This is a genomic window from Streptomyces mabaensis (genome assembly GCF_053763515.1).
Window position 1 is genome coordinate 183,172 of record NZ_JBSOPZ010000001.1, and the last position, 25,521, is coordinate 208,692.

General features: G+C 72.1%; 24 protein-coding genes. 6 read left to right on the forward strand and 18 right to left on the reverse strand.

Annotation, left to right across the window (positions count from 1 at the left end):
• Nucleotides 1-42 precede the first annotated feature (42 nt).
• Together ACWV17_RS00900 and ACWV17_RS00905 are read right to left on the reverse strand one after the other, a co-directional pair.
• Nucleotides 43-693: a GNAT family N-acetyltransferase gene (locus ACWV17_RS00900; protein ID WP_455358052.1), complete on the reverse strand. Its 651-nt coding sequence runs from the start codon at nucleotides 691-693 to the stop codon at nucleotides 43-45.
• Entirely contained in the window at nucleotides 683-2,743 is a 2,061-nt protein-coding gene (locus tag ACWV17_RS00905) for a penicillin acylase family protein (protein ID WP_455358139.1), read from the reverse strand. The genes ACWV17_RS00900 and ACWV17_RS00905 overlap by 11 nt, the downstream gene beginning before the upstream one ends.
• A gap of 111 nt (nucleotides 2,744-2,854) precedes the next feature.
• Between ACWV17_RS00905 and ACWV17_RS00910 the strand changes: the two genes are divergently transcribed.
• Nucleotides 2,855-3,586, forward strand: a complete 732-nt coding sequence (locus ACWV17_RS00910) for a siderophore-interacting protein (RefSeq protein WP_455358053.1) — start codon at nucleotides 2,855-2,857, stop codon at nucleotides 3,584-3,586.
• Between the two features lie 35 nt (nucleotides 3,587-3,621).
• Here the strand turns inward: ACWV17_RS00910 and ACWV17_RS00915 are convergent, their stop codons facing one another.
• The 3 genes from ACWV17_RS00915 to ACWV17_RS00925 form a co-directional block, all read right to left on the reverse strand.
• Nucleotides 3,622-4,053, reverse strand: a complete 432-nt coding sequence (locus ACWV17_RS00915) for a VOC family protein (protein ID WP_455355088.1) — start codon at nucleotides 4,051-4,053, stop codon at nucleotides 3,622-3,624.
• A 167-nt stretch (nucleotides 4,054-4,220) separates the two neighbouring features.
• Complete coding sequence (locus ACWV17_RS00920) at nucleotides 4,221-6,023, reverse strand: ABC transporter permease/substrate binding protein (protein WP_455358054.1); 1,803 nt, start codon at nucleotides 6,021-6,023, stop codon at nucleotides 4,221-4,223.
• Entirely contained in the window at nucleotides 6,016-7,143 is a 1,128-nt protein-coding gene (locus tag ACWV17_RS00925; RefSeq protein ID WP_455358055.1) for a quaternary amine ABC transporter ATP-binding protein, read from the reverse strand. The genes ACWV17_RS00920 and ACWV17_RS00925 overlap by 8 nt, the downstream gene beginning before the upstream one ends.
• A gap of 227 nt (nucleotides 7,144-7,370) precedes the next feature.
• Between ACWV17_RS00925 and ACWV17_RS00930 the strand changes: the two genes are divergently transcribed.
• The 4 genes from ACWV17_RS00930 (at nucleotide 7,371) to ACWV17_RS00945 (ending at nucleotide 10,672) form a co-directional block, all read left to right on the forward strand.
• Nucleotides 7,371-8,276: a 5'-3' exonuclease gene (locus tag ACWV17_RS00930; RefSeq protein ID WP_455358140.1), complete on the forward strand. Its 906-nt coding sequence runs from the start codon at nucleotides 7,371-7,373 to the stop codon at nucleotides 8,274-8,276.
• A 60-nt stretch (nucleotides 8,277-8,336) separates the two neighbouring features.
• Nucleotides 8,337-9,182 (forward strand): siderophore-interacting protein, encoded by an 846-nt coding sequence (locus ACWV17_RS00935; protein WP_455358056.1) that lies wholly within the window; start codon nucleotides 8,337-8,339, stop codon nucleotides 9,180-9,182.
• Between the two features lie 105 nt (nucleotides 9,183-9,287).
• On the forward strand, nucleotides 9,288-9,923 hold the full coding sequence (locus tag ACWV17_RS00940) for a sigma-70 family RNA polymerase sigma factor (RefSeq protein WP_455355084.1): 636 nt from the start codon (nucleotides 9,288-9,290) through the stop codon (nucleotides 9,921-9,923).
• A complete protein-coding gene (locus ACWV17_RS00945) occupies nucleotides 9,920-10,672 on the forward strand; it encodes an anti-sigma factor (RefSeq protein WP_455355083.1) in 753 nt (250 codons plus the stop codon). Before ACWV17_RS00940 ends, ACWV17_RS00945 begins: the two co-directional genes overlap by 4 nt.
• Nucleotides 10,673-10,770: 98 nt before the next feature.
• Here ACWV17_RS00945 and ACWV17_RS00950 read toward each other — a convergent pair whose 3' ends face one another.
• The 5 genes from ACWV17_RS00950 to ACWV17_RS00970 are packed head-to-tail and all read right to left on the reverse strand — an operon-like array spanning nucleotide 10,771 to nucleotide 16,181.
• Complete coding sequence (locus ACWV17_RS00950; RefSeq protein ID WP_455358057.1) at nucleotides 10,771-11,574, reverse strand: DUF1295 domain-containing protein; 804 nt, start codon at nucleotides 11,572-11,574, stop codon at nucleotides 10,771-10,773.
• Complete coding sequence (locus tag ACWV17_RS00955; protein WP_455358058.1) at nucleotides 11,571-12,890, reverse strand: class I SAM-dependent methyltransferase; 1,320 nt, start codon at nucleotides 12,888-12,890, stop codon at nucleotides 11,571-11,573. The genes ACWV17_RS00950 and ACWV17_RS00955 overlap by 4 nt, the downstream gene beginning before the upstream one ends.
• On the reverse strand, nucleotides 12,884-14,149 hold the full coding sequence (locus tag ACWV17_RS00960; protein ID WP_455355179.1) for a class I SAM-dependent methyltransferase: 1,266 nt from the start codon (nucleotides 14,147-14,149) through the stop codon (nucleotides 12,884-12,886). The genes ACWV17_RS00955 and ACWV17_RS00960 overlap by 7 nt, the downstream gene beginning before the upstream one ends.
• A 26-nt stretch (nucleotides 14,150-14,175) precedes the next feature.
• Nucleotides 14,176-14,916 carry a DUF1365 domain-containing protein gene (locus ACWV17_RS00965; protein WP_455358059.1) on the reverse strand — a complete coding sequence of 247 codons (741 nt, stop codon included), beginning with the start codon at nucleotides 14,914-14,916 and terminating at the stop codon, nucleotides 14,176-14,178.
• Entirely contained in the window at nucleotides 14,913-16,181 is a 1,269-nt protein-coding gene (locus tag ACWV17_RS00970; protein ID WP_455358060.1) for an NAD(P)/FAD-dependent oxidoreductase, read from the reverse strand. The genes ACWV17_RS00965 and ACWV17_RS00970 overlap by 4 nt, the downstream gene beginning before the upstream one ends.
• 461 nt (nucleotides 16,182-16,642) lie before the next feature.
• Between ACWV17_RS00970 and ACWV17_RS00975 the strand changes: the two genes are divergently transcribed.
• A complete protein-coding gene (locus tag ACWV17_RS00975; protein WP_455358061.1) occupies nucleotides 16,643-17,584 on the forward strand; it encodes an RluA family pseudouridine synthase in 942 nt (313 codons plus the stop codon).
• A gap of 44 nt (nucleotides 17,585-17,628) precedes the next feature.
• Here the strand turns inward: ACWV17_RS00975 and ACWV17_RS00980 are convergent, their stop codons facing one another.
• The 8 genes from ACWV17_RS00980 to ACWV17_RS01015 form a co-directional block, all read right to left on the reverse strand.
• Nucleotides 17,629-20,463: a DEAD/DEAH box helicase gene (locus tag ACWV17_RS00980; RefSeq protein WP_455358141.1), complete on the reverse strand. Its 2,835-nt coding sequence runs from the start codon at nucleotides 20,461-20,463 to the stop codon at nucleotides 17,629-17,631.
• 93 nt (nucleotides 20,464-20,556) lie between these two features.
• Nucleotides 20,557-21,453 carry a diacylglycerol kinase gene (locus ACWV17_RS00985; RefSeq protein ID WP_455358062.1) on the reverse strand — a complete coding sequence of 299 codons (897 nt, stop codon included), beginning with the start codon at nucleotides 21,451-21,453 and terminating at the stop codon, nucleotides 20,557-20,559.
• Nucleotides 21,454-21,471: 18 nt separating this feature from the next.
• Nucleotides 21,472-22,455, reverse strand: coding sequence for a twin-arginine translocase subunit TatC (gene tatC / locus ACWV17_RS00990; RefSeq protein ID WP_455358063.1), 984 nt, complete (start codon nucleotides 22,453-22,455; stop codon nucleotides 21,472-21,474).
• Between the two features lie 66 nt (nucleotides 22,456-22,521).
• Nucleotides 22,522-22,815 carry a Sec-independent protein translocase subunit TatA gene (gene tatA, locus ACWV17_RS00995; protein ID WP_254370013.1) on the reverse strand — a complete coding sequence of 98 codons (294 nt, stop codon included), beginning with the start codon at nucleotides 22,813-22,815 and terminating at the stop codon, nucleotides 22,522-22,524.
• A gap of 205 nt (nucleotides 22,816-23,020) precedes the next feature.
• The gene (locus tag ACWV17_RS01000; protein ID WP_455355075.1) at nucleotides 23,021-23,218 is read right to left on the reverse strand and encodes a hypothetical protein; all 198 of its coding nucleotides are present in this window, start codon (nucleotides 23,216-23,218) and stop codon (nucleotides 23,021-23,023) included.
• Nucleotides 23,219-23,250: 32 nt separating this feature from the next.
• On the reverse strand, nucleotides 23,251-23,508 hold the full coding sequence (locus ACWV17_RS01005) for a hypothetical protein (RefSeq protein WP_455355074.1): 258 nt from the start codon (nucleotides 23,506-23,508) through the stop codon (nucleotides 23,251-23,253).
• Nucleotides 23,509-23,520: 12 nt separating this feature from the next.
• Nucleotides 23,521-24,477 carry a helix-turn-helix transcriptional regulator gene (locus tag ACWV17_RS01010; protein ID WP_455358064.1) on the reverse strand — a complete coding sequence of 319 codons (957 nt, stop codon included), beginning with the start codon at nucleotides 24,475-24,477 and terminating at the stop codon, nucleotides 23,521-23,523.
• Nucleotides 24,478-24,493: 16 nt separating this feature from the next.
• Entirely contained in the window at nucleotides 24,494-25,450 is a 957-nt protein-coding gene (locus tag ACWV17_RS01015; RefSeq protein ID WP_455355072.1) for a helix-turn-helix transcriptional regulator, read from the reverse strand.
• Nucleotides 25,451-25,521 lie beyond the last annotated feature (71 nt).

Here is a 25,521-nt window from a genome sequence, read left to right on the forward strand (position 1 = left end):
CCTTACGCAGCTTCGGCCCGCGGCCGTACTGGAGAGAACGGTTCAGCGGCGGGCGGCGAACGACTCCGGGGTGAGGAAGGCCAGCCGGGCCCGCTTCTCGGGCAGGTAGACCTCGGGCAGGTCGATCTCGGGGAGGACGACCTCGGGTCCGAGGGCGAAGCCGGTGCGCTGCAGGCGTGCGATCGCCTTCTCGTTGCGCGCGTCCGGTTCGGCGACGATGCGCCGCCGGCCGGGGCCCGAGAGCACATGGCCGACGAAGACCGAGAGGAGCGCGGCGGTGTAGCCGGGCCGCGGCCCGCCGGTGGCGGGGCCGAGCAGGAGGTGGACGCCGATGTCGCCCGGTTCGACGTCGTAGCACTCGCTGACCCGGTCGGCCTCCGGCTCGTACGTCTGGAACAGCGCGACCGGCTCGTCACCCAGATGGACCAGGTACGCGTGGTGCGTGGTCAGGGAGTCCAGATGGGTGTAGATCTCCTCGACCTGCTCTCGGGTGGTGTCGCCCATGCCCCAGAACCGGGCCCGCTCCTCGGTGACCCAGCGGTGGATCACCGCGGCGTCGGCGGGCGGGTCCACCGGGACGATACGGACCGTTCCCAAGCCGTCGACGAGCTGCTCGTGGACGGCCGCGCGGGGTGCGGGCACGGCAGGGGCGGACACGGCAGGGGCGGACACGGCGGTGGACTCAGACGTCATGGTGCTCCTCGGTGAGGGTCAGGTGGTTCCAGTCGGTGATCACGGGGACGAGTTCGCCCCGTACCCACAGGGGCAGCTGGTCGCGGTGGTGAGCGTCGCCCGGGATCCCGCAGGCACCGAGCGGGACCACCCAGAGGCTGTCCTCGCGCCGGGCGAGGTCCCACACGTAGCGCGCCGCCGAGGCGCGGGCGCTCAGGTCGGTCAGCCCGGGCACGCTGGAGGTGGACAGGACGCAGTCGTGGTCGCCGGAGAGCCCCGGCCACTCCTCGGGGACGGCCGGGGGCACCGCCTGCCAGGGTGCGAGCCGGTGCGTCTGCCCCCACGGCACCGGCGTCCCGCGCCGGGCGGCGACGTCCTCGGCGGCCGCCCTGACGAGCTCGGACCGGTCGATGCCGGGCAGCAGCGCGGTCGTGAGCAGCCCCTCCAAGGCGAAGGCGACCCTGGTGACGAGGGCGAGCCAGGGTTGGAACGTGTCCGGGTACGCCGCTGGCTCGGCCAGCCCCGCCAGCTCGGGACGGGCGGCCAGCCGGCGCACCACCGCCGAGCGCAGCGCGGCGAACGCGCCGGCGGCGGTGCTCGCTGCGTCCATCCGGCGGTCCCAGCCGAGGAGCGCCTCCCGCAGCCTTACGGCGTCCGGGCCGAGTCCGTCGAGGCCGGCCAGCAGGTCCAGCAGGGGCTCGGCGGAGGCGAGGCGGGTGTCGGTGTGGACCGTTGCCATGCGCTTGGCGGACCAGGCCGCCGAGTCGTCCAGCAGCTGCCGGATCCGGTCGGCCCGGTGGGGGGCCGCGAACTCGACGCCGAGCGGGCCGGCCAGGCCCCGCTGGTTGGCCATCACGGCGACGCCGTCGACGTCCTCGCGGGGCAGCGGTTCGTGCCAGCCGCGCCACTCGTGGCCGGCCTCCCAGGCGGGTACGACGCGCAGCTGGTTGTCCCGGTGGCGCAGCGGCACGGCCCCGGCGATCCGGTGCAGCAGGCCGCCCGCGGTGTCGGCCGCCTGTACGACGTTGACGGGCTCGGCCCAGCGGTCGAAGGCGCGGTCCACGTCCGCGACCGTCGTCGCCCTGAGCAGCGCGGGCAGGGCGCCGAAGCCGAGGTCCTCGCGCACCCGCGGGGGGCAGCGCAGGCTGATCGCGTGGGCCTCGTCCGGTCCGCCGATGATGACGGGTCCGCGCGCGGTCTCGATCACCTCCACGTCGACGGCGGGGGCCCCCGCGACCTCGATGGTCTCGGTGTGCACGGCGGCCGGCCGCCAGCCGTCCGGGCCGAGTGCCTCGACCTGCGCCCCGGTGCGCCGCAGTTGTTCGCGGTAGAGGTCCTGGTAGTCGGCCATGGCGTTGGTGATCGCCCAGGCGACCGACCCGGTGTGCCCGAAGTGGCCGATGCCGGGGACGCCCGGTACGGCCAGGCCCACCACGTCGAACTCCGGGCAGGCCAGGTGGATCTGCTGGTACACGCCGGGGTCCTCGATGAACCGGTGCGGGTCGCCCGCGATGAGCGGCGCCCCGGTGACGGTCCGTCCGCCGGTGACGAGCCAGCCGTTGCTGCCCGAGGTGCCCGGTCCGTCGGTGGCGAACAGCTCGATGGACGCGTCACCGAGGACGCGGGCGACCTCCTCGCGCCACAGTTTGGTGGGGAAGCCGGCGAACAGGATGTGCGTGGACAGCCAGATCGCCAGCGGGGTCCACGGCTGCCACTGGCCGGGCATCAACCCCGTGGCCGCGAACTCCGGTGCGCGGGGCCCCGCTTCGCGCAGGCCCGCGTTGACCCCGTCGACGTAACTCCTGACCCATGCGTCGGTGTCCGCGTCGAGCCGGGCGAAGCAGCGCCGGGCGGTGTCCTCCAGCCGGGCCCGGCGGACGAACCGGTCCCAGGAGACGGCCTCGGCGCCGAGGAAGGCGGCCGTGGTGCCCTGCGCGCGGTGCCGTTCGACCTCGATCTGCCAGGCACGGTCGGTGGCGGCGTTGCGGCCCTGCGCGTAGCTGAGTTCGCGCGCACTGCCGGCCCGGAGATGGGGAATCCCCCAGGCGTCCCGGTAGACCTCGATGCTCACACTGATCCCCATCTGCTTTAGGTTAGGCTGACCTAACCTAAGTGACGGTGGCAGGGAAGAACAATCGTGCAGGGGGGCGGCCGGCCCCGTGCCGAGGGGGAGGAGACCGTGGTGGGACATGGCTGGGAGGGCGTGGTCCTCAAGCTCATGCGGGGCAAGGACTTCGTGTTCACTGTGACGGGCTCCGAGCAGGTGACCGAACACTTCCGGCGGGTCCGTCTCACCGACGGCGGCATGCTCGGCGCGACCGGCGTGCATCCGACCATGTGGGTACGGCTGTGGTTCGACAACGGCGGCAAGCCGCACCAGCGCGCCTACACCCTGGTGGACGCCGACCCCGAAGCCGGCACCTTCAGCCTGGAGTTCGCCCTGCACGACGGCTGCGCGAGCGACTGGGCACGCAAGGCGCAGCCGGGCGACACGATCGAGGCGACGCTCCAGGGCACCGGCTTCGCCGCGCCCGACCCGCTGCCGTCGCGGCTGTTCGTGGTCGGCGACCCCGCCTCGCTGCCGGCGATCAACTCGCTGCTGGACGCGATCGGGCAGGTGCCGGCGACGATCTGGTTCGAGACCACGCACGACTCGGACGACGAGCTGCCCGTACGGCTGGACCCGGCGCACCGCGAGCTGCGCCGGGTTCCCCGGCGCGAGGCCGGCGCCCACCTGGTGGACGAGGTACGGGCGGCGCTGCCCGGGCTGCTCGGGGACCCGGCCTCCGCCTATGTGTGGATCGCCTGCGACACGGCCACGACCCGGTCCCTCACCACGTACGCATGTAAGGAACTGGCCGTTCCGAAGCACCGCGTCAACGCGCTGGGGTACTGGCGCCCGGACAGGCCCTAGCTACGCCCGGGCCGCCACTTCGTCTCCTGCGGCTGCTACCGCTCGGACAGCGGGGACGGCGCCTCCTGGAGCAGCCAGCCGTTGCCGTCCGGGTCGTCGAAGAAGGCGAAGGAGTTCCAGGTCTCGCCGGTTCCCTCTTCCCAGCCCGCGGGCCCCACATGCTGTACGGGACTGATGTCGACGCCGCGTCCCGACAGTTCGGCGCGCGCGGCGGCGATGTCGGTCACGCAGATCTGCACGCCGCGCAGGGTGCCGGGCTTCATCTCCGACTGGAACGGGGAGGCCGGCATGCCCTCGGACAGCGCGATCGAACACCGCGAGCCCGGCGGCGTGATCTGCACGATGCGGATGCCCGGCGCCACCTCGGTGTCGAGGTCGACGCGGAAGCCGCACTTGTCCGCGTAGAACTCCTTGGCCCGGTCGATATCGGTCACGGGGATGCTGATGACCTCGATCGTGTAGTCCATGGTGGCGCCCTCTTCTCTTCCTGCACGGTCCTGGTCCGGACTGTTCCGCGGTACCCAGAAGACTCTGCCACTCCCCACTGACAATCGCTCCCGATACGACTCCCGATACGAAAGGGGTGGGGCCGCCGGTGCGGCCCCACCCCTTGTTCCCTTCGCTGGACCGCCGGTCAGCCGCCCACCGGGGCCAGCTTGTCGGCGAGGCCGGGAGTCGCCTCGAGCCAGTCCTCGACGGCCTGCTGCTCGTTGCCCTTGCCGGCCTGCTGGATCTTCGCTTCGAGACCGGTGAGCTGCTTCTCGGTCATCTTGAAGCCCGCCAGCCACTTGCCGACTTCGGGGTGGTCGGCGGCGAAGCCCTTGCGGGCCAGGGTGTGCACGCCGTCGCCCTTGCCCCAGCTGCCCTCGGGGTCCTTGAGCTTCTTCAGGTCGTACGTGCTGTACGCCCAGTGCGGGGACCACAGCGTGGTGACGATCGGCTCCTGCTTCGCGTACGCACGCTTCAGCTCGGCCAGCATGCCGGGCGTGGAGCCGTCGACGACCTTGTACTCGCCGTCCAGGCCGTAATCCTTGAGGACCTTGTCCTTGAGCATGCCCATCATTCCGGCGCTCGGCTCGATACCGATGATCCGGCCCTTGAACGTGCCGCTCTTGCCCTTCAGGTCCGCCAGCGAGTCGACGCCCTTGACGTAGGACGGAACGCTCAGCTCCAGCGAGGTCGGGCCGTACCAGGAGCCCATGTCCTCGAGCTTGTCCTTGTAGTTCGCCCAGTACTTCTCGTGGGTGACGGGCAGCCAGGCGTCGGTCTGGAAGTCGATCTGGCCGTTGGCCATACCGGTGTAGAGCGCGCCCGCCTCGTACTGCTTCGCGGTCACCTCGAAGCCGCGCCGCTCCAGCAGTTCCTTCCAGAGGAAGGTGGACGCGACGCCCTCGTCCCACGGGATGTAGCCGAGCTCGATGTGCTTGCCCTTTCCGACGTTCTGCGCGCCCGACGCGGTCACGGACGTGGCGGGACTGCCGAACATGCTCATGCCGCCCGCGACGAGCGCGAGGACGACCACGCCGGCGAGCGCGACGGCGGGCTGTGGGCGGTGGTTCCAGATCTTCATGCCCTGCAGCGCATTCGCCTTGGCGGCAGCGCGGCGGCCGAGCGGGGAGACCTGGCGGCCGAGTGCGCCGGTGATCCGGTCCAGGTACATGGCGAGGACGACGATGGAGACGCCCGCCTCGAAGCCGAGGCCGATGTCGACATTGCCGATGGCGCGGTAGACCGCGCCGCCGAGGCCGCCGCCGCCGACCATGCCGGCGATGACCACCATGGACAGGCCCAGCATGATCACCTGGTTGACGCCGGCCATGATGGTCGGCAGTGCGAGCGGCAGCTGGACGCGGAGCAGGGTGTTCCGCGGGGTGGTACCGAACGCCTCGGCCGCCTCGACGAGTTCCTTGTCGACCTGGCGGATGCCGAGCTCGGTCATCCGTACGCCCGGAGGCATCGCGAAGATGATCGTCGCGATGATGCCGGGGACGACGCCCACGCCGAAGAAGATGATGCCGGGGATCAGATAGACCATGGCCGGCATGGTCTGCATGAAGTCCAGGACGGGCCGCAGCACGGCGCTGACCGTGCGCGACCGGGCCGCCCAGATGCCGAGCGGCACGGCGAGCGCGAGGGTCACCAGCGTGGCGACGAGGACCAGCGACAGCGTGGCCATCGCGTCGTCCCACAGCTCGATCGAGTCGATCAGCGCGAAGCCCGCGAAGGCGAGTCCGCCGGCCAGCAGACCGCGCAGCCACCAGGCGAGCACGGCGAGGATTCCGGCGAACAGCAGCGGCTCGGGCGCGGACAGCGCGGCGTCGATGCCGTCGTACATGCCGGTGACCAGCGAGCTGATCGCGTCGAACAGCCAGGAGAAGTGGAGCTGGAGGAAGTCGACACCGCTGTCGACCCAGTCGCCCATGGGGAGCCTAGGCACCGGCGGTCACCTCCTGACGGGTCTGGGCCGGGACCCGCGTGGCGGCGTCCTGCGGGGCCGGCTCGCCGAGCACGGCGAGCAACCGGGCGCGCGGCACGACGCCGATGAGCCTGCCCTCGGCGTCGGTCACCGCCACGTCCGCGTCGCTGGTGGAACAAGGCGTGAAGAGCTCGATGACCGGGGTGTCGGCGCCGACGGTGGCGGGCGCGGCGTTGAGGACGTCCTGCGCGGTACGGAGCACCTTGCCGCCGTCGGTCCGGGTGCCCAGGACCGTGTCCGGGCCGGCCATGACGGCGCCCGCGGTGAGCACCCGGGAGCGGTCGACGTCCTGGGTGAAGGAGGCCACGTAGTCGTTGGCCGGGGTGACGAGGATGTCCTCGGCGCTGCCGATCTGGACGATCTTTCCGTCGCGCATGACGGCGATCCGGTCGCCGAGGCGCATGGCCTCGTTGAGGTCGTGGGTGATGAAGACGATCGTCTTCTTCAGCCGGCTCTGCAGCTCCAGCAGCTGATCCTGCATGTCACGGCGGATCAGCGGGTCGAGCGCGCTGAACGACTCGTCCATGAGGAGCAGGTCGGCGTCGGTGGCCAGCGCGCGGGCCAGGCCCACGCGCTGCTGCATCCCGCCGGACAGCTCGTCCGGCCAGGAGTTCTCCCAGCCGGCAAGTCCGGCGAGTTCGAGCGCCTCGGTGGCCCGCTTCTCCCGCTCGGCGCGGGCGACTCCCTGCACCTCGAGTCCGTAGGCCGCGTTCTCCAGAACGCTGCGGTGCGGGAAGAGCGCGAAGTGCTGGAAGACCATGCTGATCTTCTTGGAGCGGACCTCGCGCAGGGCCCGGGGGCTGAGGGCCGTCAGGTCCTCGCCGTCGAAGAGCACGTGCCCCGAGGTGGGCTCCAGCAGTCCGTTCAGCATGCGCAGCAGGGTGGACTTGCCGGATCCGGAGAGACCCATGACGACGAAGATCTGGCCCGGTTCGACGCTGAAGGACGCGTCGATCACCGCGGCTGTCGTTCCTTCGCCGCGCAGCTCGTCGCGGCCGGCGCCGGCTTCGAGCCTGCGCACCGCCTCGTCGGGTCGTCTGCCGAACACCTTGTACAGGTGGTCGGCCTGCAGCCTGGACACATACACCTCACGCGTTGAACGGAAAAACGACCTGCCTCCCCCGTCGGCAGGTCGTGGAGCGGCGCGGATTCGGCCCGCGTGCCGGACAACTGGTTGAATCTGTTACCGGTTCCGCTCCGGGCCCGCGCCTGCCCATGCTTGGCAGGTGCAAACGCATAGGTGATCCACCTCACGCGCGACCGCTGTCAGTGGGGTGCGGCATCATCGGGGATGTGACGCGACGCCTGATGCTCCTCGACACCGCTTCCCTCTACTTCCGGGCCTACTTCGGCGTCCCGGACTCCGTCCGGGCCCCGGACGGCACGCCGGTGAACGCCGTCCGCGGCCTGCTCGACTTCATCGGCCGGCTCGTCCAGGACCACCGCCCGGACGAGCTGGTGGCCTGCATGGACGCCGACTGGCGGCCGCAGTGGCGGGTGGAGCTGATTCCGTCGTACAAGGCGCACCGGGTCGCCGTGGAGGCGGAGGTGGGCCCGGACGAGGAGGAGATCCCCGACACGCTCGCCCCGCAGGTCCCGATCATCGAGGCGGTCCTGGACGCGGTCGGCATCGCCCGGGTCGGCGTCGCGGGGTACGAGGCGGACGACGTGATCGGCACGCTCGCGACCCACGCCAAGGGCCCGGTGGACATCGTCACGGGTGACCGGGACCTGTACCAGCTGGTGAGTGACGCCCGGCAGGCGCGGGTGCTCTACCCGCTGAAGGGCGTCGGCACGCTCGCGGTCACCGACGAGGCGGTACTGCGCGAGAAGTACGGCGTGGACGGACCGGGGTACGTCGATCTGGCGCTGCTGCGCGGCGACCCGAGCGACGGGCTGCCCGGCGTGCCCGGCATCGGCGAGAAGACCGCTGCGAAGCTGATCGACGCGTACGGCGACCTGGCCGGGATCATGGCCGCGGTCGACGACCCCCGGTCGAAGCTGACCCCCTCGCAGCGCAAGCGGCTGGACGAGTCGCGGCCGTATATCGCCGTCGCGCCTAAGGTCGTCCGGGTCGCGACGGACGTACCGCTGCCGGACTTCGACCCGGCGCTTCCCGCCGGGCCACGCGACCCGGCGGCGCTCGACGCGCTCGCGGCGCGGTGGGGGCTCGGTGGAGCGCTGCAGCGGCTGCTCGCCGTCCTGGGCACCTGAGGTGTTAACTTGGGCAGGCCGACTTAGGCAAGCCTAAGAAGACCATCAGGGAGACCCACCGTGGCAGAAGCACCCGCCCGCAAGCAGCCGAAGGTGACCGAGGCGCAGGTGGTGCGCACCGAGCGGCTGACGCCGCACATGGTGCGGGTGGTCCTGGGCGGTGCGGGACTGGCCGGTCTCGGCGCGGACGAGTTCACCGACCACTACGTCAAGCTGCTGTTCCCGGCCGAGGGCGTCAGCTACCCGGAGCCGTTCGACCTTGAGCGCATCCGTGCCGAGTTCCCGCGCGAGCACTGGCCCCGCACCCGCGCGTACACCGTGCGCGCATGGGACCCGGCCCACCTCGAGATGACGGTCGACTTCGTCGTCCACGGCGACGAGGGGGTGGCAGGCCCCTGGGCCGCCCGCGTCCAGCCCGGCGAGCCGGTGCGCTTCCTGGGGCCCGGCGGCGCCTACGCGCCGGACCCGGCCGCCGGCTGGCATCTGCTCGTCGGTGACGAGAGCGCGCTGCCCGCGATCGCCGCGTCGCTGGAGCGGCTGCCGTCCGGTGCCGTGGTGCACGCGCTCGTGGAGGTCGCGGGCGCGGAGGACGAGCAGAAGACCGTCTCGCCGGACGGCGTGGAGGTCACCTGGCTGCACCGCGGGGAGCGGCCGGTGGGCGAGGCCCTGGTGGCCGCGGTGCGTGCGCTCGACTTCCCCTCGGCCGACGTGCACGCCTTCGTCCACGGCGAGGCCGGATTCGTGAAGGAACTCCGCCGCCACCTGCGCCGGGACCGGGCCGTCCCGCGCGAGCGCCTGTCGATCTCCGGCTACTGGCGCCTGGGCCAGACCGACGAGGCCTGGCGGGCCGCCAAGCGCCAGTGGAACGAGCAGGTGGAAGCGGAACAGGAAACGCCGGCGGCGTAGGGCCTGTCCGGCGGATCAGCGCCGTGGCCCCGGCCTCCCTGACGTGATCCGCCCAACAGGGGCCGCGCCGCACCAATCCGCCGGGGCGCCTGCTACGAATGTCGGATGAGGCCCGCTCCTGGCGGCCTGCCTGTCCGCATCGTGGAGGAAAGCCGCGTGAACGAACCCGTGCACCTCGGGAGAACCGCCCCGGCGGGCCCCGATCTGCAGGAACTGCTCGTCCTGGTCGCCCGTGGCGACCAGGACGCCTTTGCCCGGGTCTACGACGCGGTGTGTGGGCCCGTACTGGGCCTGATCCGTTCCGTACTGCGGGACCCGGCCCAGTCGGAGGAAGTGACCCAAGAGGTCCTGATCGAGGTCTGGCGCAGCGCCGCCCGCTACCAGCCGGCCCGCGGCAGCGCCATGACCTGGGTGCTCACCCTCGCCCACCGGCGGGCCGTGGACCGGGTGCGTTCGGCACAGGCGTCGAGCGACCGCGAACACCGGGCCGCCCTGCTGGACCAGACACCCGCGTTCGACCAGGTCACCGAGCAGGTGGAGGCCCGCCTCGAACGCGAGCAGGTGCGCCGCTGTCTGCGGACCCTCACCGAGCTGCAGCGGCAGTCGGTGACGCTCGCGTACTACCGGGGGCTCGCCTACCGGGAAGTGGCCGAGCTGCTCTCCGTGCCCCTGGGCACCGTCAAGACTCGACTGCGCGACGGGCTGATCCGGCTGCGCGACTGCCTGGGGGTCAGCGTATGAACTCCGCCGATCTGCACACCCTGACCGGTGCCTACGCGCTGCACGCGCTGGCACCCGACGAGCGCGCGGAGTTCCAGCGTCACCTCGAGGACTGCCCGCCCTGCACCCAGGAGGTACGGGAGCTGACCGCCACCGCGAGCCGGCTCGGGATGGCCATGACCGTGACCCCGCCGCCCGCGCTCAAGGACCACGTGATGCGGCGGATCTCGGCCGAGCGCCAGGATCCGCCCTGGGTCGCGCAGCATGCCCGCCGGCACGGCGGCGCGCGGCGGGGCCGTAGGGTCTCCCGCTTCGCGCTCGCGGCCTGTGTGGCGGCGGCCGCGGCCTTCGGGGGGATGGCCATATGGCAGTACCAGGAGGCAGAGGAAGCCCGGGACCAGGCACGCCAGTCGCGGCAGCAGGTCTCGGAGCTCGCTTCGGTGCTCGCCGCGCCGGACGCCCGTACGACCGCGGGGAAGCTGGGGGACGGGGCCACCGGCACGGTGGTCGTCTCGCACAGCCGGGACAAGGCCGTCTTCCTGGCGTCCGGGCTGCCGCAGCCGCCCAGCGGCAAGGTGTACCAGCTGTGGTTCGACGACGGTGGCACCATGCGGCCCGCCGGGCTCCTGGAGTCCTCGGCCGACTCCCGCGCGGTGCTCATGGACGGCCCGGTCGGCTCCGCCGGGGGCATGGGCATCACGGTCGAACCGGCCGGCGGTTCCCCGCAGCCGACGTCCACTCCGCTGGGGCTGCTCACCTTCCCGGCCTGACGGACCTCGGACGGACCACTGACGGACCGACAACTGACCCGGCCGTCCGCTTCGGCGGACGGCCGGGTCAGTTGGGTCGGCCTTGTGCGCTCGACCGCTCAGCGCTTCTTCGGCGGCCGGGGAAAGAAACCACTGGTGCGGGCCGCGTACTCGGCGTAGCCGGGGCGCCCGGCCATATGACGTTCCAGCAGGGCCTTGCCACTGCCACGGGTGAGCAGCGCGGTCATCACCAGCGGACCGACGGCGGTCGCCGCGGCCACCGTCCAGTCGTCGCAGGCGATCAGGAACAGGCCCCACCAGACGCAGCAGTCACCGAAGTAGTTGGGGTGCCGGGTCCAGCTCCACAACCCGCGGTCCATCACCCGGCCCTTGTTGGCCGGGTCCGACTTGAAGCGGTGCAGCTGCCGGTCCCCGACGGCCTCGAAGAACATGCCGACGGCCCACAGCGCGGCGCCCGCCCAGCCGATCACGGAGACCGGCCCCGGGATGAACTGAGCGGCCTGGACGGGCAGCGACACCAGCCAGACCAGGGCGCCCTGCAACAGATAGACCATGCGCAGCGCGTACAGCTCGCGGTTTCCGCGAGCCTTGGCGAGCAGTTTCTCGTACCGCGGGTCCTCGCCGTGTCCGCGGCCGCGCGCGGCGATGTGCCCGGCCAGCCGCAGGCCCCAGACGGCGGTGAGCAGCGTGACCAGCAGTCGCCGCCCGTCGTCCCCCTCCCCCGCCGACAGGGCGTACGAGACGACGGCGACGGCGGTGAAGGCGATCCCCCACGCCACGTCCACGATCCGGTGCAGCCGCTTGGCGACGGCGAGCGCGAATGTGACGAGCATGACGGCGAACCCGGCCGCCGCGGTGGCGCCGAGGCTCTGCCCGAACGCCCCCCAGGGGTAGCCGTTCACCGCCTGCCGCCTCCCTCGTACCAGGCCCCCGGGGTGTCGGTCATCCCGCTGTCCCCGTTCGCCGTCGGACGGACGGCGAGAATCTGGTCGACGCCCATCCGCCGCTCCTCGAAGGCCAGCCGGCCGCCCACCAGATACAGCCGCCACACCCGGGCGGTCTCCTCACCGACGAGCGCGGTGAACTCGTCCCAGCGCTTCTCCAGCGTGTCGTGCCATGCGCCGACGGTACGGGCGTAGTGCTCGCGCAGCGACTCGACGGCGCGTACTTCCAGCCCGGCGTCCTCCAGCAGGGAAACGGTCGCGCCGACCGGGCGCATATGCATGTCGGGGGCGATGTACGACTCGATGAACGCGCCGCCGCCGGGTGCGACGGCCCCCCGGGACATCTGCTGCACCAGCAGCCGCCCCTGGGGCCTGAGCATCCGGTGCAGCGTGGCGGCGAAGGCCGGGTACTCGGCGTCCCCGACGTGTTCGCCCATCTCGACGGTCGACACCGCCTCGTACCAGCCGCCTTCGATGTCGCGGTAGTCGCAGTGCTGTACGTCGACGAGGCCCTCCAGGTCGCGCTCGCGCACCTGCGCCCGTACGTACTCGGCCTGTTCGCGGGCCAGCGTGACCGCGGTGACCTGCGTCTTGTACTCCTGCGCCGCGTACAGCGTCAGCGAGCCCCAGCCGCAGCCGACGTCGAGCAGGCGCATGCCGGGCTGGAGCCGCAGCTTGCGGCAGATGAGTTCGAGCTTGTCGCGCTGGGCGTCGGCGGGCCCGTAACCGGGGTCCTCGCTGGTCCAGTACCCGCAGGAGTACGCCATCGTCTCGTCGAGGAGCAGCGCATAGAAGTCGTTGGAGAGGTCGTAGTGATGGCTGATCGCGGCGCGGTCACGGGCCTTGCTGTGCACGGCCCCGTTCAGCCGGGCCTGGGAGGAGGGCGCCGGCGGGCGCGGGCCGGCCACGCCCAGGCGCAGCGCGACGCCGGCCGCCCGGCTCCGGTCGCCGAGGGAGAGGCGGGGCGCCCCGAGGCCGCGCGAGCGCACCGCGCTCCAGATCGTGCGCAGCCCTTCGGCCAGATCGCCCTCGATGTCCAGCTCACCGGTGATGTACGCCTGGGCCAGGCCGAGTTCGTCGGGCTGCCACAGCAGCCTGCGCAGGGCACGGCGCGAGCGCAGTACGACGACGGGGGCGCCGGTGTCCTGGGCGGGACCGGCGGTGCTGCCGTCCCAGGCGCGCAGCCGCAGCGGCAGCCGGCCGCCGAGCAGCTGCTCGATCAGCGGGGCGAGCTGCTGGGCCACACCCTGGTGGCTCGGGGTGGGGCTCAGCACGGGGTGCCCTCCTTCGCCAGCAGCAGCTGCTGGACGTCGAGGTAGCCGGAGCGGAAGCCGGCCTCGGAGTAGGCGAGATAGAAGGTCCACATACGGCGGAAGGTCTCGTCGAAGCCGAGCGCCTCGACCTCGGCGGCCCGTTCGGTGAAGCGTTCACGCCACAGCCGCAGCGTCTCGGCGTAGTGCGCCCCGAAGGCGTCCCGCCGGGCCACCCGCAGCCCGGTGCGGGCGGCGGTGACCTGCTCGATCGCCTCGACGGACGGCAGCATCCCGCCGGGGAAGATGTACTTGTGGATCCAGGTGTACGTGGTGCGGGAGGCGAGCAGCCGGTCGTGCGGCATGGTGATCGCCTGGAGGGCGATCCGGCCGCCGGGGGCGAGCAGCCGGTCCAGGGTGATGAAGTAGTCCGGCCAGAACTCCTCGCCCACGGCTTCGATCATCTCGACGCTGACGATGGCGTCGTACTGGCCGAGCACCCGCCGGTAGTCGCGCAGCAGCACGGTCACCCGGTCCTCGAAGCCCTCGGCGCGGATGCGTTCCTGCGCAAGCGCCTGCTGTTCCCGGGAGAGCGTGACGGTCAGGACGCGGGCCCCGCGCCGGGCCGCGCGGATGGCCAGCTCGCCCCAGCCGGTGCCGATTTCGAGCAGCTGGGTGCCGGGGCCGACCTGCGCGAGGTCGAGCAGACGGTCGATCTTGCGGTGCTGGGCGGCGGCCAGCAGCGACTGGTCGGCGGGAAAGCCGCGGAAGAGGGCCGAGGAGTACGACAGCGTCTCGTCGAGGAAGAGCGAGAAGAGGTCGTTCGAGAGGTCGTAGTGGTGGCTGATGTTGTCCCGCGCACCCTCGGGGGTGTTGCGCTGCGCGGACGGTTTCTTCAGCTCCCACACCGAGCGCAGTCGTTGCAGCGAGGCGGGGACGAGCGTGGCGGCGTTGCCGGCAAGTGCGGTCAGCACACCGACGGGGTCCCGGGTTTCCCATTCACCGGCCATGTAGGACTCGCCGAAGCCGATCAGGCCGCCGGCGCCGATCCGGCGGAAGAACGCGTGCGGGTCGTGCACCTCCATCAGGGGGCCGCCCTGACCCAGCGTCTCGCCGCCCCCGAGGCGGACCCGCAGCGGGAGTCCGCCCAGCGCGCGCCGGACGATCAGCTCGGCGACCGCGGTTCTGGTCCGCGAGCTCCGGGGCAGGGAAGCGACGTCGGGCCAGCGCCCCGGATCGACGGCGGTGGCGGCAGCCCGCGCCGCGGGGCGGCGGCGGGACACACGGGTTTCGGGACTGACAGACACGCTCACTTCATGCCCTCCTGGGGCCGGTGACGGGGACGGGGTTGTACGGGCAGCCTGCGCAGGTAGAGCCGGATGCCGTGGAGGCGGATGCCCGCGGAGACGGCCGCGGTGGACAGCGGATGGCGTACGGCGGCGCGCAGCAGGGCGAGGGGGCCCGCCGGGCGCCGTTCGCCGCGTACGGTCGCGGTGAAGGGGCGGGCACCGGCCCGTTCCAGCTGGACGGTCAGGTCCAGGCGCTCGTCCGGTTCGGGCAGCCGCATCCGGTAGCCGCCGTCGACCGGGAAGAACGGCGAGACGTAGAACTCCTTGTCCACCGAGGCCCGGTGGTTCTCGTCGGGCCGCAGCAGATAGCAGTGCCGCTCGCCGTAGGTGTTGTGCACCTCGGCGACGACGCACAGCGGCGACCCGTCGCGGCCGTGGCACCAGAACAGGCTGAGCGGGTTGAAGACATGGCCGAGTACCCGGGCGTGGGCCAGCATCCGTACCGAACCACCGGTCAGGTCCAGGCCGTGGCCCGCGAGGAACTTCTCCAGCCCGGCCCGGATGGTCGGTTCCGTTCCGCCGAAGTGGTCGCGGGCATCGAAGCGGGCCAACAGCCGCAGCGGGCGGGGCAGTTGCGGCGGCCGGTCGGGGTCGATCAGCCACAGGTACGTACGGTGCCGGAAGGCGTGCCGCACCGGGGCGGTCCGGGTGTGGCCCACCGTGCACGTGTAGAGCGCCGGTGCCGCCGGTGTCCCGGTCACCACGCCACCCCCAGGGCAGCGGCAGCCTCGACCCCCGAACGGCAGCCGTCCTCGTGGAAACCCCAGCCGTGATAGGCCCCGGCGAACGCCGTGACCGGGCCGCTCAGGGCTGGCAGGTCACGCTGCGCGGCCACGGACTCCGGGGTGAAGACGGGGTGTTCGTACACCATGCGGGCAATCACCCGGTCCGGGTCGACCAGGTCGGCGCCGTTCAGCGTCACGACGTACGCCTCCGGGGCGTCGAGCCGCTGCAGCCGGTTCATGTCGTAGCTGACCCGCACCCCGTCCGCCGTGGCCCGGCAGGTCGGCATCAGGTAGTTCCAGGAGGCGCGGGCGCCCGGGCTGCGCGGCAGCACGCGCGTGTCCGTGTGCAGCAGCGTGGGGTTGCGGGAGTACGTGAACGCGCCGAGCGCCCGGCGCTCCGCCTCCGTCGGGTCGGCCAGCAGCCGCAGTGCCTGGTCCGGGTGGACGGCGAGGACCACCGAGTCGTACTGCCTGCTGGTGCCGTCCTCGGCGGTGATCTCGGCACCGTCGGCGAGGCGGCGGACGGACCGCACGGGGGTGGCAGTGTGCACGGCGGTGAGCTGCTTGCCGATCCGCTCGACGTACGAGCGGGAGCCGCCGGTGACCGTGCGCCAGACCGGTGAGCCGCCGATGGAGAGCATCCCGTGGTGCTCCAGGAACCGGAACAGGTGCTGGGCGGGATAGCGCATCGCGGTCGCCCCGTCGCACGACCAGACGGCGGAGACGACCGGGGTCATGAAGTGCGCGACGAAGTACCGGGAGTAGCGCCCCCGGACCAGGAACTCGCCCAGCGTGAGCGTCTCGTCGCCGTCGCGGGCCAGCAGCCGGCGGGCCGCCCGGTGGAAGGCCGGGACCTCGGTCAGCATCCGCAGATAGCCGGCACGGAAGGCGTAGCGGGGCCGGGCCAGCAGACCGGCCGGCCCGCGGGCGCCCGCGTACTCGAGTCCGCAGCCCTCGCAGCGCACGGACATGCTCATCTCCGACTCCTGGGTGGCCACGCCGAGTTCGTCGAAGAGGCGGAGCAGGTTCGGGTAGGTGCGCGCGTTGTGGACGATGAACCCGGAGTCGACGCGGTGCACGCGTCCGTCCGAGGAGGGCACGTCGTGCGTGTGCGCGTGGCCGCCGAGGCGGTCGTCCGCCTCGTAGAGCGACACGTCGTGCGCGCGCTGCAGTACGTAGGCGGCCGTCAGTCCGGCGACTCCGCCGCCCACCACCGCTGTCCGCCGGCGTTCCCCACTCATACCGCTCCCTCCGGTCCGCTCCGGGCTCAGCCCCTCGCTGGACTATTCGGGGCCGGGCCGGGCGTGGATTGGTCGGCGGGACGATCATTCTTCAGCCGGTACGACTTCTCATTCCTGCGGGTGAACGACCAATCCGCCGGCCTCCGGGCGCCGAATGGCAGACGTGACCGAGGACCGGGCGGTACCAGGACGGGTCCTCGTCACCGGCCGGGGCGACAGCCGCCACGAATGAGCCGGTTCCGCCTCCCGCGGCTGGGCAGACGGACGGCTTCTTCGGGCGCTGCGACGTGCTGATCGCGGTCCCCCGGCCGCCGGGGCGGCCCCCGCCTGCCCGGGTGCTCTCGGGGACCGGTGCCTCGCCGCCCCGGCCTATAGCCCGGGGCAGCCGGGGCCGCCCTCTCACGGCCGCCTGCCCGCCGCGCGATCCAGGCGCCGCCGTTGACCTCTTAGGCTGGGCGGTGATGAGACGCAGACCGCAGGTGCCCCCGCCGCCCCTTCCCCAGCGGGACGGAATCGATCCGGTCCGGTTGAGGCTTCCGCCCGCCGGGCCGTGGGCGACCGTGCGCGACCATCTGGTCGAGCGGCTTCCGAAGGGGGCCGCGGTGATCGACGCCATGCTGCGCGAGGGCGCCGTCCTCGGGGTCGACGGGCCCCTCTCGCCCGGGGCCCCCTACGCACCCGGGACCTATGTGTGGTTCCACCGCGACCTCCCCGACGAGGTCCCGGTGCCGTTCGGCATCGACGTCGTGTACCGCGACGAGCACCTGGTCGTCGCCGACAAGCCGCACTTCCTGGCCACCACCCCGCGGGGCAGTCACGTGGCCGAGACCGCCCTGGTGCGGCTGCGCCGCGATCTGGCGCTGCCCGCGCTCAGCCCCGCGCACCGGCTGGACCGGCTCACCGCCGGGCTGGTGATGTTCACCGTGCGGCCGCAGGACCGTGGCGCGTACCAGAATCTCTTCCAGCACCGGCGGGTGCGCAAGGAGTACGAGGCGGTCGCGCCCTGCGATCCGCGGCTCTCCCTCCCCCGGACGGTGCGCAGCCGGATCGAGAAGGTGCGCGGGGTCATCGCCGCACGCGAGATCCCCGGCGAGCCGAACAGCGAGAGCCGGATCGAGCAGGTCGAGCAGCGCGGCGGCCTGGCCCGGTACCGGCTCACGCCCGCCACCGGCCGTACGCACCAGCTGCGGGTGCACATGAACGCGCTCGGCATTCCGCTCCTCGGCGACCCGGTCTACCCGGTGGTCACCGACCCCGCCCCGGACGACTTCCGCCGTCCGCTGCAACTGCTCTCCCGCGTGCTGGAGTTCACCGACCCGGTCACCGGCCGCGCGCACCGCTTCGAGAGCGGCCGGACCCTGCGGGCATGGACCGCGTACAAGGAATGGTCAGCCGGCCACTGACCGTCCCCCCGCCGCGGCCCGCCGTCCCCCGCCGCGGCCCGCGGTCAGCCGACCGAGCTGTACGCCACCACGCCGCGCAGCAGCGCGTCCACCGCCCGGCGGGCGTTCCTCGCGACCGTGCTGCCGTCGCCGGAGCCGGGAGCCGCCGCCGCGATCTGGCCCAGTACGTCGATGACCTGCTTGCACCAGCGCACGAAGTCGCCGGCCGGCATCTCCGCCTCGCGCAGCACCTCGTCGAGGCCCTTGTCGGAGGCCCACTGGTACGCCGCCCACGCGAAGCCGAGGTCCGGCTCGCGCTGGCCGACGCCCTCCGCCTGGTTGATCCGGTGGTCCTCCTCCAGCGCGTCGAGACGGCCCCAGATGCGGACCATCTCGCCGAGTGCCACCTGCGCCTTCCCGGCCGGCGTCTTGGGCACGACCGCGTCGTCGGACTGCCGCGCCTCGTAGACCAACGCCGAGACGCAGGCGGCCAGTTCGGCCGGGTTCAGGCCCTCCCAGACCCCCGCCCGCAGGCATTCACTGGCCAGCAGGTCCAGTTCGCCGTACAGCCGGGCCAGCCGCTTGCCGTGCTCGGTGACCTCGTCGCCCCGGAGGTAGTCCAGTTCGGTCAGCAGCGCGTGGATCCGGTCGAAGGTCCGGGCGATGGTGTTGGTCCGGCCCTCGATCCGGCGCTCCAGCTGCTTGGTGTCGCGCTCCAGCCGGTGGTACCGCTCGGCCCAGCGGGCGTGGTCCTCGCGCTCGTCGCACCCGTGGCACGGGTGCGCGCGGATCTCCGTACGCAGCCGGGCGATCTGACGGTCGTCCGCGGCGGCCGCGCGCTGCTTGCGGTGCCGCTCCGGCTCGATGTGGCCGGCCTTGCTCCGCAGCGCCGAGGCCAGGTCACGGCGGGACTGCGGGCTGCGCGCGTTGAAGGACTTGGGAATCCGCATCCGCTCCAGCGGCTCCACGGGCACCGGGAAGTCCATCGACGCGAGCCGCTTGACCTGCCGCTCGGCGGTGAGCACCAACGGGCGTGGCCCGTCGTAGTGTTCGAAGCCACGGTGGCCGTCCGTGCGCCCGGCAGCCAGCCCCGGATCCAGCACCAGCGCCAGCCCGGCGAACTTGCCGGCCGGCACATGGATCACGTCACCGGGCTTGAGCCTCTCCAGGGACGTGGCGGCGGCGGCCCGCCGCTGCGCCACGCCCTGCTTGGCCAGTTCGGTCTCGCGGTCCTTCAGCTCGCGGCGCAGCCGCGCGTACTCCTCGAAGTTCCCCAAGTGGCAGGTCATGCCCTCGCGGTAGCCCTCGAGGCCCTCTTCGTTCCGCTGGACCTGGCGGGAGATCCCGACGACCGACTTGTCGGCCTGGAACTGCGCGAACGACGTCTCCAGCAGCTCGCGCGAGCGGTGCCGGCCGAACTGCTGCACCAGGTTCACGGCCATGTTGTACGACGGCTTGAAGCTGGACCGCAGCGGATACGTACGCGTGCCGGCGAGGCCGGCGAGCGCGCCCGGGTCCATGCCGCGCTGCCAGAGCACCACCGCGTGGCCCTCGATGTCGATGCCGCGCCGGCCGGCCCGTCCGGTGAGCTGGGTGTACTCGCCGGGGGTGATGTCGGCGTGCTGCTCGCCGTTCCACTTGACCAGCTTCTCCAGCACCACGGACCGCGCGGGCATGTTGATGCCGAGGGCGAGGGTCTCGGTCGCGAAGACGGCCTTGACCAGGCCGCGGACGAACAGCTCCTCGACGACCTCCTTGAACGTCGGCAGCATGCCGGCGTGGTGCGCGGCGATGCCCCGCTCCAGCCCTTCCAGCCACTCGTAGTACCCCAGGACGTTCAGGTCCTCACCGGGGATGGAGGCCGTCCGCTCCTCGACGATCTCGCGCACCCGCCGGCGCCGCTCGTCGTCGTTGAGCCGGAGTCCGGCGTACAGGCACTGCTGTACCGCGGCCTCGCAGCCGGCCCGGCTGAAGATGAAGGTGATCGCGGGCAGCAGGTCCGCCGCGTCCAGCCGCTCGATGACCTCGGGCCGGCCCGGGGTCCAGATGCGGCCGCGCTGTCTGCGCTCGCGCTCCCGGTCCGCCTCGCGCACCATCTTGCCGCGGCGCCGGTCGCGCGGGTTGTACGTCCGCTGGTTCTCCATCCGGGCCATGCGGACGAGGTCGGGGTTGACCTCGCGGCGCGCGACACCGCGGCCGCCGTGGTCGGTCTCCTCCTCGAAGAGGTCGTACATCCGGCGGCCCGCCAGCACGTGCTGCCAGAGCGGAACGGGCCGGTCCTCGGAGACGATCACCTCGGTGTCGCCCCGCACGGTGTCGAGCCAGTCACCGAACTCCTCGGCGTTGGACACGGTCGCGGACAGCGACACCAGCGTCACCGATTCGGGAAGGTGGATGATCACCTCTTCCCACACCGCCCCGCGGAAGCGGTCGGACAGGTAATGGACCTCGTCCATCACGACGTATCCGAGGCCGAGCAGCGACTGGGAGCCCGCGTACAGCATGTTGCGGAGCACCTCGGTGGTCATCACGACCACCGGCGCCTCGGAGTTGACGCTGTTGTCGCCGGTGAGCAGGCCGACCTTCTCCGCGCCGTAGCGCCTGACGAGATCGGTGTACTTCTGGTTGGACAGGGCCTTGATGGGCGTGGTGTAGAAGCACTTGCGGCCCTGGGCCAGGGCGAGGTGGACGGCGAACTCGCCGACGATGGTCTTGCCCGAGCCGGTCGGGGCGGCGACGAGCACGCCCTTGCCCGCCTCCAGCGCCCGGCAGGCCTCGATCTGGAACGGGTCGAGATCGAATGCGTACAGCTCGCGGAAGGGGGCCAGGGCAGTGGCCTCCTCGGCGGCGCGGATCCGGGCGGCGGCGTAGCGCTCGGCAGGTGAGAGGTCCTCGGTCATCTTGTTCATGAGCCTACCCGCCCCCTCTGACAGCAGGCGCGATCTTTATATGACCGGGGAGCGGACCTGTGATCCGGTCGCGGATCCGGCCGGTTACCCGGCCGGGGCGAGGACCCGGACCGCGCCCGGCACGCACACGGCCGTGAGCGGAAGCGGCCCGAGCGGTTCGCCGTCCGCGTAGCCGGTGACCCCGGCGGCCTCCAGCGTGATCCGCGAGACCCGGTGGACGGTGACCTTCGGGTGGCTGAGGTGGGTGCCCCGGTAGACCTGCGGGAAGACCCTGAGCAGTGTCCTGCGGGTGCAGTCTCCGACCACGGTGACGTCGAAGAGGCCGTCGTCGGTCCGGGCATCGGCGCAGATCCGCATTCCGCCGCCGTACGACGGTCCGTTGCCCACCGCGATCAGGGTCGCCTCGACCTCCCGGGCGGGCCCGTCGTCCAGCCTGATCCGGTAGGGAACCGGCCGGAACGCGGCCAGTTCGGCGAGCATCGCCAGGTCGTACTTGAACCTTCCGGCCGGCCACCGCATCCGGTTTCCCCGGTCGTTGACCCGCGAGTCGAATCCGGAGGCCAGTACGGTGCCGAACCAGCGCTCCGCGATACGCCCCAGGTCCATGTCCCGGATGGCATCGCCCTTGAGGGCCTCGGCGGCCGCCCGCCCGGCGGCGGCGGGATCCCGTACGGGCAGGCCGAGCGCCCGCGCGAAGTCGTTCCCGGTGCCGACGGCGATCACGCCGAGCGGGGTCCGGGTGCCGGCGACGGCCTGCAGGGCGAGGGAGACCATCCCGTCGCCGCCGACGGCTATCAGGGCCCCGGTTCCGCCGTCGACCGCGCCGCGCGCCCGGTCCAGGGCGTCGGCGGCGTCGGTGCCGACGAGGGTACGTACGGAGAATCCGGCGTCCCGCAGCGCACGAGCGGCCGGCTGCGCGGCGTGCGCGCCCCGGCCGCGTCCCGCGGTGGGATTGACGAACAGGGTGATCTCGCTGGTCACCCGGCGGACCCTACAAGGTCAGGTGACGTCGTCGTAACCGTTCAGCCGCTGCGCGCGGGCGACGTCGGCCTGCTCCGGCAGAGCCGGGGTGGCGGCGACCGGCTCGATCGCTCCGGTGGCGGCCACGGGCTCGATCGCGCCGATCGCCTCGGGCGTGAGGTCGATCGCGGAGGCCTCGTCGTCGGCGGGGCCGGCGGCCTCGCGGCGGGCCCGGCGCCGGTCGTTGATCAGCGAGATGCCCGTGGCGGCGAAGTAGAGCACCCAGATCGGCACGGCCAGGGCGAGCATGGTCAGCGGGTCGGTGCTGGGCGTGGCGAGCGCCGCGAAGAGGGTGATGCCCATGATCATGGCGCGCCACCAGCCGAGCATCCGCTTGCCGGTGATCACGCCGCCGAAGTTGAGCAGCACCAGGAGCAGGGGCATCTCGAAGGAGAGACCGAAGACGACGACCATGCGCGTGACGAGGTCGAGCAGGTCGTCGAGCGGCAGGAGGTTGTCGACGCCGAAGGGCGTGAACTCGATCAGGACCTTCGCGGTGGTCGGAAGCACCGCGTACGCGAAGTAACCGCCGAGGAGGAAGAGGGGGAAACCCGCGGCCACGAAGGCCAGCGCGTACTTCTTCTCGCTGCTGTGCAGGCCGGGGGCGAGGAAGGCCCACAGCTGGTAGAGCCAGATCGGCGAGGCGAGGACGACACCCGCCATGAGTGAGACCTTCAGCGCCAGGGTGAAGGGGGTGAGCAGACCGTTGATGGTGATCTGCGCGCAGCTGGTGCCCTCCGGCTGCTTGGCGAGCTCCGCGAACGAGGAGGGACAGCCCACCGAGTCCAGGACCGGCTTGGTGAAGACGTTGATGATGTCGTTGTAGAAGAAGGCGGCCACGACCGTGACGACGACAATGGCCAGCAGACCCTTGCTGAGCCGGTTGCGCAGCTCACGCAGATGCTCCGCGAGCGGCATCCGCCCCTCGGGATCCTTCTCCTGCTTGCGGGCAGACTTCAGCAACCCACGTCCTCATCTCGTGCGGCAGGCAGGCCGTCACCGGTCTCGGCGCCTGCGTCGGCCCAGGTGTCAGCGCTTGGTCGAGTCGGTCGGCTCGGTGACCGGACGCGAGCTGGTCACATCGCCGGGAGCGGCCTGGATCGTGCGCGGCACTGCCTGGTCCTGGGAGGCGCCGGGGGCAGGCGGGTCGGCGGGAGCCGGCTGCTGGCCGCCCTCGGACTTCATCGCCTTGGCCTCGCTCTTGAGGATGCGCGCGGACTTGCCCAGCGAACGAGCCATGTCCGGAAGCTTCTTCGCGCCGAACAGCAGGATGATGACGACCAGGATAAGAATGATCTCGGGAGCGCCGAGCCTTCCGAACATAAGCTGTACCTTCTCACCGAGGGCGGCTGGTGGGCTGTCGTGTCGGTGGACAGGTGTCCTACCGTCGCGCTGGCAGCGATCGTAACCCGCGGGCACAAACAGGGGGCAACCCCCGCGTGTATTCCCGTTTACGGCCTGCGCCTCGCTTGCAGGGCCGCGATCTTCAGCCTACCGCCCGGCGCCCCGACACAGGAGACCCCGTCGGCTACCGCAATGCTTCGCCGGTGCGCGCCATGTCGTGTGCCGCCCGTTCCAGGTCCTCCGCCGCGCGGTTGATCTTCCCCGCCGTCTCGGAGACCTGCCGGCCGAGCCGCCGCACCTCGATGAAGACCCTGACGGCCAGGGTGCCGAGGACGGCGATTCCGAGGAATCCGAGAGCGATTGCGAGCATCGGCCAGAGCATGCGCAGAGCCTAGACGGTCGTCCGGTGCGGTGTCAGACGGTGGAGTGGAGGCGCAGCGTCCGCACGCCGCCACCCGTCAGCAGCTCGATGATCCGCTCGCCGGCCGGCTTGCGCACCGCCGATCCGCACTCGGGGCAGGTGAAGGAGTAGAACGTGGTACGGCGGCTGGCGCCGATGGCCAGCCTGATCGCCCCCGCGGAGAGTTCGAAGCGCGCGCGGCAGTCCGGGCAGGCGGCCTTGAAGAGAACCGGACCCACCTGGGCGGACAATCCCGGGATTCCAGACATCATGCGCGCATCCCTTCACTCCTGACCGTCGTACGCCGCGAGCGCCTCGCGCGCCGCCTGCTGTGCGCTGGCCGCCAGATCCGGCGGGGACACGATCCGGCCGTCCCGGCCGAGCCGCAGCGCCAGCCGCCGCAGCGACGCCGGATCGGGGGTGCGCAGCGCGATCCGCAGGCCCCCGTCAGGCAGTTCCCCGGCACTGTCGTGCGGGTAGTACTCGGCGACCCAGCGGCCCCCCGGCCCCACCTCGACGACGACCTCGGGATCCTCCGCCGCGGGCTGCACCAGGCCTTCCGAGAGGTCGCGCGGCTCGATGGCCGGCGGCTCGGAGCGCTCGTCCAGCAGCCGGATCTCCGCCACCCGGTCCAGCCGGAAGGTGCGCCGCGCCTCGGAGAGCCGGCACCAGGCCTCCATGTACGTGTGGCCGACCGCGAACAGCCGGATGGGGTCGACCTCGCGCTCGGTCAGCTCGTCCCGGGCGGGCGAGTAGTAGCGCAGCCACAGCCGGCGCCGCTCGGAGATCGCCCGGTCCACCTCGGCGAAGACCCCGCCCTCGGACTCGAAGGTCACCGAGAGCCGGGAGCTGGCACCCGCCACCTCGCCCGCCGCGGCCTCCAGCTTTGCGGTGGCGCGCAGCAGCGCGTCGCGGTCGCTCGCCCGCAGCCCGGGGAGGGTGGCCACCGCGCGGGCGGCCACCAGCAGAGCCGTGGCCTCGTCGGCGGCGAGGCGCAGCGGCTCGGCGACATCGTCGGGGTTGTGCCACCAGATGCGCTCGCCGTCGGTGTCGATGTCGAGGAGGTCGCCGCCGCGGAAGCTCGTCCCGCACATCGGCAGCACATCGAGGTCGGAGATCAGCTCGTCCTCGGTGATACCGAAGGCGCGGGCGACGTCGCCGACGCGCGCGCCGGGGCGCTCGCGCAGGTACGTCACCAGGGAGAGCATCCGGCGGGTCTGGTCGATCGCGTTCGCAGCCATGTCTGTCCCGCTCCCCTCAGCCCTTGGCCACGGCGCGCAGCCGGTCCACGACATCGGCCCGCAGATCCGCGGGCTCCAGTACGACCACGTCCGGCCCGAACTCCACGAGCCAGGCGTCCAGCCCGTGGCCGTACGGAATCTCCAACTCGTCCCACCCGTCGCCGAGTTCCCGGGTGCCGGTGGCCCGCGCGCGCAGCGGGTAGCCGGCGCCCGAGCGCAGCCGGATGACGGCGGTGCGGGTGGCGGTCTCGCCCGCCCAGCTCTCGACGGTCTCGCGTACGGTCGACACGTCCGGCACCGGCGCGGTGAACGCCCCGGCCCGGGAGCGGACCCGGCCGCTGATCCGGGAGAGCCGGAACACCCGCTCGGCACCCCGGTCCCGGTCCCAGCCGGCCAGGTACCAGTGCCCGCGCCAGCACTCCAGTGTCCACGGCTCGACGTGCCGTGACTCCGGGCGAACGGCGTTGGCCTTGCGGTAGTCGAAGACCACCGGCCGGCGGTCGCGGCAGGCCAGCATCAGCGGCTCGAAGGCGGACTCGTGGACGGGAATCCGCGGCTCGATGGCGCTGTGCTGCCCTTCGTAGGGGTCTGCGGCCTCCGGCATCCCGGCCGCGCGCAGCTTCTGCAGCGCGCCACTGGCCGCGCCGGCCAGCCTGGCCTGCTGCCACACCTTGGCGGCGAGGCCGAGGGCCGCGGCCTCCTCGGCGTCCAGGGCAACCGGCGGCAGCCGGTTGCTGTCACGGCGCGCCAGGTACCCGATCTCGCCGTCGAGGTTCTCCACCGTCTCGATGATCAGGCCGAGTTCGCGGAGATCGTCCTTGTCCCGCTCGAACATCCGGTTGAACGAGTCGTCGGAACCGGCCTCCAGGTAGGCCTCGATGGACCCCCGCAACTCGCGCTTGCTGAGCGGGCGCCGGGTCCCGAGCAGGCACAGCGCCAGGTTCATCAGCCGCTCGGCCTTGGCAATGGCCATCGACGCCCTACACCTCTTCTGTTCGTACCTCGTCCGCCTGTTGACCGTACCGCTCCGGGGTGTCGCGGCAA